Origin of the sequence: Nitrospira sp. (assembly GCA_024998565.1) — a bacterium.
Taxonomy (GTDB): Bacteria; Nitrospirota; Nitrospiria; order Nitrospirales; family Nitrospiraceae; genus Nitrospira_A.
Window position 1 is genome coordinate 1 of sequence record JACOEM010000016.1, and the last position, 12,889, is coordinate 12,889.

16 protein-coding genes and 1 rRNA gene are annotated in these 12,889 nt (G+C 58.1%); 3 read left to right on the plus strand and 14 right to left on the minus strand.

What is annotated here, in order from left to right; all coding sequences use genetic code 11:
* A 16S ribosomal RNA gene (locus tag H8K11_18830) occupies positions 1–58 on the minus strand; the annotation flags it as partial.
* 322 nt (positions 59–380) lie between these two features.
* Here H8K11_18830 and H8K11_18835 point away from each other — a divergent pair.
* On the plus strand, positions 381–1,409 hold the full coding sequence (locus tag H8K11_18835; GenBank protein ID MCS6265804.1) for a molybdopterin-dependent oxidoreductase: 1,029 nt from the start codon (positions 381–383) through the stop codon (positions 1,407–1,409).
* Between the two features lie 66 nt (positions 1,410–1,475).
* On the opposite strand, the gene H8K11_18840 is transcribed toward H8K11_18835, so the two are convergent.
* The 10 genes from H8K11_18840 to H8K11_18885 all read right to left on the minus strand — a co-directional run bounded on the left by H8K11_18840 (position 1,476) and on the right by H8K11_18885 (position 8,424).
* Positions 1,476–2,189, minus strand: a complete 714-nt coding sequence (locus tag H8K11_18840; protein MCS6265805.1) for a hypothetical protein — start codon at positions 2,187–2,189, stop codon at positions 1,476–1,478.
* A gap of 30 nt (positions 2,190–2,219) precedes the next feature.
* Positions 2,220–2,573, minus strand: coding sequence for a hypothetical protein (locus tag H8K11_18845; protein MCS6265806.1), 354 nt, complete (start codon positions 2,571–2,573; stop codon positions 2,220–2,222).
* Positions 2,570–2,773, minus strand: coding sequence for a hypothetical protein (locus H8K11_18850; protein MCS6265807.1), 204 nt, complete (start codon positions 2,771–2,773; stop codon positions 2,570–2,572). The genes H8K11_18845 and H8K11_18850 overlap by 4 nt, the downstream gene beginning before the upstream one ends.
* Entirely contained in the window at positions 2,770–4,206 is a 1,437-nt protein-coding gene (locus H8K11_18855; GenBank protein MCS6265808.1) for a GH3 auxin-responsive promoter family protein, read from the minus strand. Before H8K11_18855 ends, H8K11_18850 begins: the two co-directional genes overlap by 4 nt.
* Before the next feature lie 8 nt (positions 4,207–4,214).
* Complete coding sequence (locus tag H8K11_18860) at positions 4,215–5,090, minus strand: sterol desaturase family protein (protein MCS6265809.1); 876 nt, start codon at positions 5,088–5,090, stop codon at positions 4,215–4,217.
* Entirely contained in the window at positions 5,087–5,482 is a 396-nt protein-coding gene (locus tag H8K11_18865) for a hypothetical protein (protein MCS6265810.1), read from the minus strand. The genes H8K11_18860 and H8K11_18865 overlap by 4 nt, the downstream gene beginning before the upstream one ends.
* Before the next feature lie 286 nt (positions 5,483–5,768).
* Positions 5,769–6,311, minus strand: a complete 543-nt coding sequence (locus tag H8K11_18870; GenBank protein MCS6265811.1) for a hypothetical protein — start codon at positions 6,309–6,311, stop codon at positions 5,769–5,771.
* A 179-nt stretch (positions 6,312–6,490) separates the two neighbouring features.
* Positions 6,491–6,952 carry a DUF302 domain-containing protein gene (locus H8K11_18875; GenBank protein ID MCS6265812.1) on the minus strand — a complete coding sequence of 154 codons (462 nt, stop codon included), beginning with the start codon at positions 6,950–6,952 and terminating at the stop codon, positions 6,491–6,493.
* A 146-nt stretch (positions 6,953–7,098) separates the two neighbouring features.
* Positions 7,099–7,686, minus strand: a complete 588-nt coding sequence (locus H8K11_18880; GenBank protein MCS6265813.1) for a pseudouridine synthase — start codon at positions 7,684–7,686, stop codon at positions 7,099–7,101.
* Positions 7,687–7,815: 129 nt separating this feature from the next.
* A complete protein-coding gene (locus H8K11_18885) occupies positions 7,816–8,424 on the minus strand; it encodes a hypothetical protein (protein ID MCS6265814.1) in 609 nt (202 codons plus the stop codon).
* Positions 8,425–8,733: 309 nt separating this feature from the next.
* On the opposite strand from H8K11_18885, the gene H8K11_18890 reads away from it, so the two are divergent.
* Positions 8,734–9,600 (plus strand): zinc metallopeptidase, encoded by an 867-nt coding sequence (locus H8K11_18890; protein ID MCS6265815.1) that lies wholly within the window; start codon positions 8,734–8,736, stop codon positions 9,598–9,600.
* 111 nt (positions 9,601–9,711) lie between these two features.
* Here H8K11_18890 and H8K11_18895 read toward each other — a convergent pair whose 3' ends face one another.
* Positions 9,712–10,302 (minus strand): Slp family lipoprotein, encoded by a 591-nt coding sequence (locus H8K11_18895; protein MCS6265816.1) that lies wholly within the window; start codon positions 10,300–10,302, stop codon positions 9,712–9,714.
* Positions 10,303–10,422: 120 nt separating this feature from the next.
* Here H8K11_18895 and H8K11_18900 point away from each other — a divergent pair, with 120 nt between their 5' ends.
* Positions 10,423–11,457 carry a trypsin-like peptidase domain-containing protein gene (locus H8K11_18900; GenBank protein MCS6265817.1) on the plus strand — a complete coding sequence of 345 codons (1,035 nt, stop codon included), beginning with the start codon at positions 10,423–10,425 and terminating at the stop codon, positions 11,455–11,457.
* Positions 11,458–11,466: 9 nt separating this feature from the next.
* Here H8K11_18900 and H8K11_18905 read toward each other — a convergent pair whose 3' ends face one another.
* Positions 11,467–12,264: an ATP-binding cassette domain-containing protein gene (locus tag H8K11_18905; GenBank protein MCS6265818.1), complete on the minus strand. Its 798-nt coding sequence runs from the start codon at positions 12,262–12,264 to the stop codon at positions 11,467–11,469.
* 41 nt (positions 12,265–12,305) lie between these two features.
* Positions 12,306–12,776, minus strand: coding sequence for a ribonuclease HI (gene rnhA, locus H8K11_18910; protein ID MCS6265819.1), 471 nt, complete (start codon positions 12,774–12,776; stop codon positions 12,306–12,308).
* Between the last annotated feature and the right edge of the window lie 113 nt (positions 12,777–12,889).

Here is a 12,889-nt window from a genome sequence, read left to right on the forward strand (position 1 = left end):
TGCATGTATTAGGCGCGCCGCCAGCGTTCGTTCTGAGCCAGGATCAAACTCTCATAAAGGTTCTACTTGAATTGGACCTGAGGGCCACCTCTTCAATACACCTTACCTTACTCATTTCTCGCTCTATTCAGTTGTCAAAGAACCGTTTCGCGCTTCGGAACGTTTTGTCGTCCCCCACGCGAGCCGCGCACTTTACTATGCGCGCCTGACCTTGTCAAGAGGGCCAGGATTTATTTTTTTGATCTGGGGTTCCTGAGAATCCGTCGCAGGTCTTACAACCGCATCGGCCACTAGGCTGGATCAAACGTGCATCCTTATACCAATCTGGGTTTCTGGAGTCAAGCCTTGAAAAGATCTTTTTATTGTCGCAGAGTATTTCTATGGAAAATTGGCTTTCCCTGAAGCGACGGAATCTCTTAAAACTCACTGGAATCGCGGCCGTCGCTGGCATCACCGGCGGTTGCGATGCGATCGGATCTTTATTCGGTCGCATGTTCGCCATGCCCCCGCGCGAGACAAATTACTTCACAGAAAACAAAAAATTCTACGTGGTGAACTACTCAGATTCGCCTTTTAACGTCTCTCGCGAGCTTCGGCAGGACGAATGGCGGCTCTCAGTGAAGGGAGAAGTGAAGAAGCCCCTGTCTCTTGGCTGGCGAGAGCTATTAAACCGCAATAACTTCGAGCAGATCTCTACGCTCATGTGCATCGATACATTACCTGGAGGCGATAGCCTCGGGAACGCACGCTGGAGAGGGATTTCTCTCAAGAAACTTCTACAGGAGGCGGAAATTGATGAAGAAACCACGCGCGACATTGTGTTCAGGGGAGCGGATGCCTACGACGATAGCATTCCGCTGACACGCGCCATGCAGGACGATGTGATGCTTGCGTTCCTGATGAACGGCGAGAAATTGCCGAAGGAACATGGCTTTCCGTTGCGCCTGCTCGTCCCGGGTCTCTACGGCATCAAAAACGTGAAATGGATTGTGGAAATCGAAGCCTACGCTGGGGACTATCGCGGTTATTGGCAGCGGAAGGGGTGGACTGATGATGCCACCATCAAGACATTTTCACGCATTGACTCCCCCGGGCACTATCAGACACTACGTGGTCCTGAACAGCGGTTCCGCGGGATCGCATTCGGCGGTCCGAACTCAATCAGCAGAGTGGAAATCAGCTTGGATGCTACGAGAACGTGGGATTCTTGCGAGATTGAAACACCGATGTCGCCCTATTCATGGGTGATCTGGAATTACACCTGGCGGCCGCAGAAACGCGGCAAATACCAGGTCGCCGTGCGCGCTATCGATAGTAAAGGGCAGCCTCAGATCGCCGAACTTATTCGACCGCAGCCGGCCGGGTCGAGTGGACTGCATACGATTATTGCGGACGTGGAGAGCCTCTAACCGAGCAGTCGTTTAAGTACGTATTTCTACATTCACACCCACGTCCAATTTCCGACATCGGCAATCTTACCGCGCAAACGACAATCCAAGACCAGAGCGGCCGTAAAAGACGGTATCCACAAGACAGCCGCCTCTGCCGAACATAAGCGGCGGCTCACACAGATCATATTCAAGTAAATATGTCCCCACTGCCCCCTCCTGCGCGATCACGATGTCGCGATACCTGTCGGCCACAGCCAGCGCCACTCTGGTCAGGATGCTTGTCTCCCCTACTTGCGCGCCCACAACGATCGGAACACCTGCCGCCTTCTCGTGCGCGGCGACCGCGCACGATCTGAGCAGACCGCCCATCTTGGATACACGAATATTTACAATCCACAAGGAAGGCTCGCCTTCGATTAACGGAAACTGACCCACTTTCACAAAACTCTCGTCCAGAATAATCGGCACGCCACAGTGCCGGGAGAGTGCCCGACACCCCTCGTAATCGCCCACCTGCAACGGCTCTTCCAGTGCGGTAAACGAGCCATGTAAGCTCTGAATATACTCGCAGGCCTCATCCACGCGGTGCCAGCGATTGTTGGCATCGAGCCGCACGCGAAGGCCCGGTGGACCCGCAGCGGTGAGCGCCGCTACACGCTCACGATCGGCCTGCAGATCGCCCATGACCTTCAGCTTGAAATCGATAAACCCTGCGGCAAGATACCGTCGCAGCTGTTTTTCGAACGAGGAGAACTTCTCCCCGCCTAGTACCGCCGAGTACTGAAATGGCCCGGACAACGGCCTGCCGCCAAGCACCACTTCGATCGGCTAGCCCAGCTCTTTTCCCAATAGATCCAGACAGGCCGTTTCAACGGCGCACCAGGCTGCCGGATTGCGATCGATCAGATCTACATGCTCGGTTCCCCACGCCTGCAGATCATCCATCGATGCACATGTCATCCATTCGGCCCGGTGGCTGCGGAAAAACTCCTGGGCGCCAGTCACGGTTTCTCCGGTTACGTAATGCCGAGGACACCCTTCTCCCATCCCGACCAACCCACGAGCCGACTCGGCGTGAACCAGCACCGCCTCGGTCTTGGCCCGCGTAGCCGAAGCATGCGTAAAGGCCTGCCGGAAGGGGATCTCCAAGGATGTCATGGTCAAACCATGCAAGCGCATCACGTCATCACCTCCCCATGCCGCTCGAAATCAAACGTGCATTCATGGAAATATTGGAGGCGAATGAGCTTGAACTGCGCCTCACGCTGCCCCTGGCTGACGCAATGTTGTCGATAGGCATCGCCGGTGCCGCAACGTAACCGGAGGACACGGATCGGCTGCAGTCGCCCGCTGGCCCGCTTGGCTTTGCATTCGATGTTCATCGACGAGAGCGTTCCTCCAGCAGCGTTCCCAGGTCCAGCGTTGACGAGATATGCTCCACGCACAGGGTGCGGCGAGAATGCTCGACATCAGCCAGCATGACAAAAAATTCCGAGCTCAACCCGCGCGCGCTCAGAACCTCCTCCACGGCCTCGGAGACCTGATGCTCATAGAGCTTTTCCCCCGTGATATTCGTCACACCTTTTCCTTTTTGGAGAAAGCGGATCGTGGGCGTGCGGTTGAAATGCCCGGTCACTTCGATGAGATCGTTCATCGCATACCGGTACAAACCATTCCTGGTCGTCACAATCACCGCATATTTCCGGCCCGCCTCCAGCTGGTGAAGCAGGACCGGTTCAGCCCCCGCCCTGTCTTCCCCTCCCTCCACAAACTCAAAAAAGTTCTCGTCCAGAGTCGGGACACAAGAATTATTGAGCACATCCACATTCACCGTCCCCAAACATTCACTCGAGAAATAGCCCATTTCAATGATCCTGGCCTGCTGCGGCAACAGCGACCGTAATGTGGATATCAGCACCGCACAATTTCCACCCATCCACGTCACCACCGCCTGCAGGTTCGGCCAAAGCGCCGCATAGTCCAGCGATTCCTCCTGTCCGATGAATGCACGCAGCTGCGACAATCTCACGGGGCTGACTGCAATCTTCCCCGATGACGGCGGACCGACCCTTCGCGATTCACCGGACAAGGCATCCAGCAAAAGGGAGTACTCCGTACGAATCACCTCCAACACTTTCAAAATCGTGGATGGATTCGGAGTGGCCAGCACTGAAAGAGAGGGATCCGCCAGCGCTCGGACTGCGATAGTGAGATAGCGCTGCCGGTAATCCGACGCTGTAGATTCACCGCCCCGGAATAGACTTTTCCTTCGGATGGCGGCCGGCAAACAATCGAACATCAAGCCCGACATCGATCCGAACGGAGTGCCGTCAGGCAAGTGGCCCTCGATGGTTTGCCCGCTGATCACCAGCACGCGACCTTGGTAGATCGCCGGCACTCCCTGCCATTGCGCATAGGCACACAGGCCCTGATAACGGCGTATCGCTTCGACCGTTTGCGGGAGGATCGGGATGTTCTTCGGCACTCCCGTCGTCCCGCTAGTTTGCGCAAAGAGGATGGGCTGGACGGAGGTAAGAAGCGGCTCCCTGCTCTTTTCCTGCACCTCAATGGCAGGCCGCAGGTCTTCGTACGTACACACCGGCACCTCGCTGGCAAACTCCTCGTACCTGCGCAAGGACCCGAACCGATGCTTGCGCCCAAAGGCCGTGCCGGCTTGTCGCGCCAGAATATCCCGAAGCACAGCCTGTTGAGCCAGTTCCGAGCAATGGGTCTGAGCAATGAACGGATTCCAATCTCGATACTTCGCGACGGTCAGTGACAACGACAAGGCAGGATCATGGAGAAATCTCGACATCCCGGCTTTCACACTGTCCGCTTATCCAGACCGGGGATAACTGGCGCAGCCATCTGATCCACAAAACCACGCGGGTACTGCCGATTCACCAAGCCTAGCGCACCCACCGACCTATCAGCTGGCAGGTAACGGGACCGGAACACAACATCCCAGACAATCAAATGATTCCCGTAATTGTGATTCGACTCCTCCTTCTGCATGGAATGGTGCCACCGATGCAGTTCCGGTCCACTGACCACATAGTTCAGCCATCCCAGTCGCACGTCCGCATTGGAATGCTGAAAGAACCCGTTCACCGCGTACCCCACGAAGTACAGGCTCAACACGTCTTCCCGAACGCCAAGCGCGAGAAACGGCAGCGCATCAAGGCCAAATTGCAGTCCCTTATCGACCGGATGAAATCGCCCCACATTGAGCGTATAGAGGCGTCGCGGCACATGATGCACCGCGTGGAAGCGCCAGAGAGGCTCCCACTCATGGCTGATGCGATGCAGCCAGTACCGCGTGCCATCCACGATCAACACCATCAACACGGTCTGCACCGGAACCGGCCAGTCATGCGCCCACCACGAAGCGATGATCCAACCCCGTCGGTTGAGGACATCGAACATCATGAAGACCGACACCGCCGCCAAGGCCTTCGGCAAAATGACGTGCACGAGTGCCAGAAACGTCGAATCCAGAACGACCTCTACCCGCGATGGCCGCCAGTCGGATCGATAGGGCAACGTAGCCTCGAACGCCATGATCAGCAAGGTCCCGAGCGTGACCGGCACATACGTCGCCACCAGCACACCCGCCCCTAGCTCAAACAGCACCAGATTGCCGGTTACGCAGGCCATCAGGATTGCGGGATAGGCCCCGTATCGAAGCAGACCGATCACGCCGCACCTCCCGGGACCGGTGCGATCGAACAGGCTCCTCTTGCCGTATGAAAGGAACCACTGACGAGCAGAAAACAAGCCAGCGCCAGATGAAATAACGTCGGCACAATAGCGCCGAACCAAAAGTGATCCGGAGCCACGGTGATCCCGATCAACAGCCGCAGCCCCATGACGATGAAATAGATCCAACCAACGATCAGAAGGAGCCGCCCCTTCTTGCCTGAAGGGACCACGGTCCAGGACAGAAAACTCCACACCACACGGCTGCAAGCGGCAAGAATAATCAATTGGAACAACACGAGCACTGGATACGGAAGCGCTCCGCTCTGCCAGATCTCGAAAGGTGGCAGCACGGTCACCGGCGAAAACGCTTGAATCAGCTGTGCCGCCACACGGAAGAAGAACAGGATGAGCAGCCCAAGCAGCAGCCAGCCATAGGGTTGGAAATTCGCCGGCCTGACGAGGCATCAGCCATAGCTCCCTTATTCTATGTCGCCTCCGAGAGCAGACAAGAAAAAAGAGATTCTTTAGGCGTTCAGTGCGGGAATTCGGATGAGAAGGTAAGCGTTTGAACTTATGAGAGGAACAGTCAGGTTCATGAGACAGAAGCGAGAGAGGAAGTATTCTCAGGTGTTCACGTCAAAGGAACAGACCGTAGCGTGCCTGAATTCACCGGCGCTACCGACCGGCGTCGACGCGGGCATTGGCAAAGGTGCTCGCGAAGAGTTCCACCATCGCACGCACCCCTTTTCGGACGGCCTCGGAGACTTCGTCCCTCGGCCCGTACCCGAGAATCGCTTGATTCCACAGGCTTCCAGGCGTTTTTTGTGCAGTATAGGATCCCGCATTACAGTCCACATGATAGGCGGCTATGTATTGTTCGCCGACGGTCCAGACCTCACAGGTAAAAAATCCAAGCTGATTGAGCCGCTCGGGAGCGTCGGACGAAGGACCGCTCGACGATTCGAGCGCAATCCCCGGCACCTTATTGAGCAGCGTTGCCCTCGTCACATCGGTCAACTCAGCCCCGTTGATGCCAAGCTTCTCAGCCGTCCCCTGGGTCTGCACTTCGACCGCCACGAACTTTTTAATATGTCGCATATCGGACAATGGCACGGACTCCGGATTGGCACCCAGCGCAGATACGGTCGGCAGAAGACCGATCCCACACAACACCAGCAACAAGGACACCCTGCCTACGGCGATTGTCTGTGACCTCATCCTCACTCCCCTCATTCGACAAAGACGACTCAACAGTTTCACTCCTTCACGTTCTCAGATGACCTCAGCAACCAGACTCGTTCCATGAACCTGGGCACGGCTACATGACAACGCTGTCATGCACGCCATCTTAATCCTCTTCAGTTTTTTTTCCAACGCACAGCGTGCACCTACCGTCGTTACTCCACTGCGCGCTCCAGCCATGCTCCCACCGGATCGAGTCTGGCCGCCAACTCTGTTGCCAATCCGTGCCGCACTGCCAAGAGCGCAGAAGCATTGTACGTGAGCCAGACTCGGCCGGCCTGGTCTTGCCAAGCCAAGGCCTTCATCGGCAAATCGATGGCCACCGTCGGAGCCGCCAACATGAGCGGTGTGCCGCCTTTGGGATTACCGAAGATCAGCAACTCCGCAGGCGGCATTTCCAACCCGACCTTCCGCGCCTCGTTCGCATGATTGATGCGAGCAAACAGCAGCAGTCCCTTGTCGGTGACGGCCCGCTCGATTCGATCGATCGTTTCAGCAACCGTATAGTGACTACGCTTTGTCACAAGCGTGCCGTCGGCATGAGTCTGGGAAACAAGAATCAGCAGTCCCAGCAGCACACTACACAGACCGACGATGATCCGGCCACAAGTATTCATGAGAGCGACCTCCATACCTCGGACTATTCATGAATGCCTGCTCCGGCGTTCGAACCTCTCGCCCGGCGGCACTGTTCTCGTTCGGAGTTCTCGCCGGCATTCATGAATAATCCAGGTGAACGCCCTGCCATCAGGCACGCTCTCTCTCAGGAATAACCATAGATCTCAGCCGTCTCTGCCTTGGTAAGATCCCGCCACTGCCCCGGCAGAAGCGCCCCCAAAGTAATCGGGCCGATCGCAACCCTTACCAATCGCAAGGTCGGATGGCCCACCGCTGCGGTCATCCGTCGAACCTGGCGATTCATGCCTTCGCGCAGCGTAAGTTCCAGCCATGCGGTGGGCACATGCTTTCGGAATCGAATGGGCACCGGCCGCTCCGGAATCGGAGGCGCATCCAGCAACAGACGCGCCTGGGCAGGCTTCGTGCGTCTCCCGCCGACCACCACCCCCTGTTGCAGCCGCTCCACGGCAGCCGCATCGGGAATACGCTCAACCTGCACGAGATAGACTTTGGGAAGATAATGCTCGGGATCGGTAACGCGATGGGCCAACGCCCCGTCCGAAGTCAGCAACAAGAGACCTTCGCTATCCCGATCCAATCGACCGGCAGCATAGACGCCAGGCACATCGATGTAGTCGCCAAGGGTCGGACGCCCCTCCGGATCGGTAAAGCAGGGCAGCACATCGTAGGGCTTGTTGAACACCAGCGTGCGGGCAGCGCGGTGAACCGCCATCAGAACGGAACTCCCCCTATCGCTGCAGTCCTCCTCCTCATCACAGGAGTGGCCAGGCAGGAACGCAACACCATGAGGGGATACCTGGGAGGAATGACCAGTAACGAAGGACGTATCGCGACATCGCGACTAATCGAGTCGCCGGAAGCGCGCGGAGTATTCCTCATGGGGAACCGGTGTACTGAAGAAGGCGGATTTACTCTGATTCATGATGCGGGTTTTGACGAGCAGGCTCCCGTCCCCTTCCAGGGTCAATTCCTGCGAGATATCGGAAATGTTGCGGAGCGGCTCCTCGGCCACACCACCTTCCGAACGTGTCCGATGGATCCGGATCTGATTGCGATCGCAGGTCACTCGATCCTCCGGCTGTAGATCCAGTTGATGGGCCGTGATGGCGCCATCGAACCGGTTGACCAGTTCCAGGGTGTCCTCATGCACCAATTCCACGCGCACGGCCTCCTGCGCAAGATCCGCAGGCACCGCCACGCCCAGCATGGCATTCAAGGTGAGCTTGTGGTCCCGATTCCGGTAAAAATTCATCGTGCCGGGGAGAGGTTCTCCCTGAAGCTCATAGGTCCCGCCGATCTTGGGACATTCCGGCCAAGCCAGGCTCGGCTTCAAGGTCGGAGGGAGCGGCGTTCCCGGTGACTGACAACCGGAGAAGCCGAGAAGCCCCGCCAGCGCCAGAACGATGACACGCGCCCGCGTTGGATCCTGTCGATACATCTGGCTGGTCATGAAGAGCATGTGATGAGTCTAGCGAAGCCACGACCAGCCTGTCTAGTCGGATTATGCAGGCAGTCCAGGGCCACCGACGTGGTGCGTCACATAGACACAGTCCGACTGCCTTTCCTCACGGAAGCCACAGGCACAGGTCCATCCCCCACAGGCCCCATCAGGCCGAAGGTGCCGGAAACACAGGTGAGTCCAGCGTGCCAGGGACTCCCCGAGCTTGCTCAACCAGGCCAAATGTGGTTCCATCGAGCAGCCCTTCATACTCCTCATCGATGAAATCGCGAACCCGGGTGTAGAACAAGGAGTCCTGCCATGCGATGGGAAGGTCAACGCGAGAGTGGAAATATCGAGGATCGTCGTGGAATGAGTGCGGCCAGGCCCGGCATCGGGCTTGGATTGGGCGGCATCGTGCTCGTCCTCGCCGTGAGTTTCTTGACCGGGACGAATCCTCTGACGCTCCTCAACATGCTGAACGACGTTCAGGAGATCACCGCGCCGGTGGAACCGGAGCGTTCTGGACCGAAGGGCGCACCGCGCGACAGCCTCGGCAAATTTGCCTCCGTGGTGTTGGCCGACACCGAAGACACCTGGCGAACCCTCCTTCCCCGATTGGGCCGCACGTATGAGAATCCTCACATGGTGCTCTTCACCGGCGCCGTGCGCTCGGCCTGCGGCACCGCCTCGTCCGCCGTGGGTCCGTTCTACTGTCCCGGCGATCAGAAGGTCTATTTAGATCTCTCCTTTTTCAACGACATGGCCCGGCGGCTCGGCGCACCCGGCGACTTCGCGCAAGCCTATGTCATCGCACACGAGATCGGGCACCATGTCCAAAACTTGCTTGGTATCGCCGAGAAAGTCACCAGGCTCCAGCAACCTGCTTCGACCGTGGAGCGCAACGCGCTCTCCGTGCGCATGGAATTGCAGGCCGATTGTTTTGCCGGTGTGTGGGGCTACCATGCCCGGCACAACCGCAATTTGATCGAACCGGGCGATTTCGAGGAAGGGCTGCGAGCTGCCGCGGCAATCGGTGATGACCGGCTTCAGAAGATGGGGCAAGGCCAGGTACAGCCAGAGAGTTGGACCCACGGATCATCAGAGCAACGCATGATCTGGTTGCGGCGAGGGCTGCAGACCGGCGATCCCAACACCTGTGATACGTTCTCCGGCGGACGCACCTAGTTCAGCCAGGCTTCATGAACAATACAAGTTCCGGACCGGCTATGTACTGTCAGCCGGCCCCGCCGGGAACGACGTGTTGTTGGGATTCAGGAGGAAATAACCGGTGGGACGCTAAAACCCGATACTGATCCCGCCACCCGACCTGCTTCCGCCCCCGAAACCGACCCCGCCGAACACGTTCCACCAAGGTCCGGGCGCTCGACGATCATCCACTCGCCTGAAATCCCAGCGATGGAGATGCTTCACGTCCAGCGTGGGGAAACGATAGTCCGCCTCGTCTATTTTTTCGACCGACGCACCTGTAATTTCTCCGACAATCGTCACCCTGGTACCGTCCGTCATCGTGGCCGGATCCAGAAACTCATGCTGGAGCGCCAGAAACCGCCCTTTCGACTCCATACGGTCGGTCACCGGCCCCTGCTCGTCATCGAGCGGGAGCTGCAGCACCTCCAGTTGAGTACCGCCCCTCATGGCTTTCGCCTTGAGCACTTCACCGGCCCACACCACGACCCTCCCGTGATACGAATCGGGTGATTCCAAGACCTGACTGAACGTCACGGCCTTATCGACCTGCGGCTCAAGCGATTCGGGAATGACCGACGTCGCGCATCCGACAGTCACAGCGAGCAGCCCGATCACGAGATGCAGTCTGGCACGTAGCAGCATGGGTTCAGTATAACCATGCGGACGTGAGGATGCCACGGGAGAATCTCTTCGCAGCCGCCCGTTCATCGCCATTGACGCACGGCCGCATTTCATCCGCTCCCGCCTCTAGGCTATACTGCAGCCCTGACGACATCCTCACGAAAGGAACGGTTTCCTATGTCGCGTTCGGCAATCGATTACGTCAAACAGATGGTGCGTGGTTCGATCGGCATGATGGCCGCCGTGAGTCTGGCCACAGGCATCTTCACGAACGAGGCGGCAGCCATTGAGGGCACGATGCTGGAGCGCGCCAAACTGGCCACCATCGGTGTCCTGGAGGACACGCAAGACCAACGCACACCGGATAAACCGGGCAAGATTCTGGTGCGCGGCACCGGCTTTCACTTGCGCGACGGCTACATCGTCACCGCCCGCCACGCAGCGGAGAAACAAGATGTCACGACCGGCACCGTCATCCAAAAACAGATCCACGTCCTGACCACCGATCTCCATGAAATCCCCGCCGATCTTGTCGGCGACAGCGCGTTCATGGACGTCGTGGTCTATCGCGTCGCTGAAGTCCATCGCGCCAAGTTGCGCGCAACGGTCCCGTTTGCCTCCGGCGACGTGCAACCGGGGCAAGAAGTCTTCACCGTGGGCTACCCCATGGGCTGGGGCCCGACTATGTCGTTCGGACACCTTGGCAATACGAACACCTTTCTCCAGACCGTGGACACCAGGTTGATTCAAGCCGACGTGGCCGCCTGCAGCGGCAATTCCGGCGGCGGCCTCTTCAACGACAAGGGGGAAGTAGTCGGCATCATGCACGCCATCATTCAGACCGAACGGGACGACTCGACCGCACACTGCAGCCGGATGGCCTTTGCCATTCCCGCAATGCTGGCTGAACGGATCGTCACCGCCGCTCTGGACGGCAAGCCCATGGCCTTCTCGAAAATGGGCATTCACATGGTCGCCGTGAAAGACGGCACCAGGTGGCGCATGGCGGTGAAAGACGTGATGGAACCGGCCAAGTCCGCGGGCATTGAGAAACACGACATCATCATTGCCGTCGATGACACCGATATTCAGGATGCGGCACATTTGAAGAACTATCTGATCGAACGAACCAAGCCCGGGCAACAGGTCAGCGTCAAGGTCCGCCGAATCGATACCAATCTGACCTTTACGGTGACGCTGGCAGGGGGATGATCCGACCTGTCACGACAGGCCAGGCAGGGCTTGATACCAACCGTTGGCCTGGGCGAGCACGATAGGGCGGTCGAAGAGGGTGCTGATGTGGTCGTTGGTCAACAGACCTGCTTTCGGGCCGTCGGCCATCACCTTTCCCCCCTTCAGAAAGATCACGCGATCGATTTCAGGCGGAATTTCGTGCAGATGGTGCGTGACGAGCACAATGGTCTTGCCCTTGTGGATCTGTGCGCGCACCAGGTCCAAGTACTGAAAGCAGGATTTGAGATCGAGCCCGCTGGTCGGCTCGTCCAGCACCAGGACCGGCGGATCGTGGACCAAAGCTCGGCCAAGCAGAAATCGCCGCTGCTCCCCTGTCGAGAGATGCCCGAAGACGCGCATGGCGAACGATTCGATGCCGAGCTCCCGCATCACCGCATCGGCCCGGCTTACCTGGTCTCGCGTAAACGCCTGATGGTCGTAGGTGTCGTTACTGGCGTAAAAGCCTGAGAGGATGACATTGCGCCCCTCGGCGCAGATTAAATAATCCCGCTGCAGATCGTAAGAGACGATGCCCAGTTTCTTGCGCACATCCCAGACACTCCAGCGTTCGTCACCGAAGAGCCGCGCGCGCGTCTCCTCTAAGGCAAGAGGATGAACTTCACCGGATAACAACTTGAGGAGCGTAGACTTGCCTGCCCCGTTGGGGCCGAGAATGGCCGCATGTTCGCCCGCATTGAGCCGAAAGGAGAAATCGGAAAAGACGCGGGTCTCGCCCCGGTACACCGTGGCATGTTGAATGTCGAGGATCGGGAAAGGGATCGCCATACAGCGGGTTGGTGCTGACTGCGTAAACTAGTGCGTCTTCACTAAAACAGGCCCTGCCGCGTACCGCCGATCGTCTTCCCGGCCCGGCGAGACTGTTCGAGCCCGGCACGTGCCAATGCGTCCACCCGTTCGTTCTCCGGATGACCGTTGTGGCCCCGCACCCAGTGCCATTCCAGCTTGTGTCCGGACGCAAGCGTATCAAGCCGACGCCACAAATCTTCATTCTTCACCGGCTCCTTGCCGGCGGTTTTCCACCCGCGTCGCTTCCAGCTATGAATCCACTCGCTGATACCCTTTTGCACATACTGCGAATCGGTGTAGACACACGCCTCCACCGGCTGCGTGAGCGACTGCAACGCCTCAATGACGGCGAGCAGTTCCATGCGGTTGTTCGTCGTGGCCGGATCTCCGCCGCACAATTCCGTCTCGGCATTGTCGATACGCAGCAACACACCCCACCCGCCGGGTCCTGGGTTACCGCTGCAGGCCCCGTCGGTATAAATTTCGATCATTGGCTCAGAGTCCTTTTCTGTTCATCATCAGGTACTATGACCGACCGGTCGCCTGTCGCTCAAGAAGCACCTTCCCCCCGATCACACACACGAGTCAGACCGAAGCCGACTCG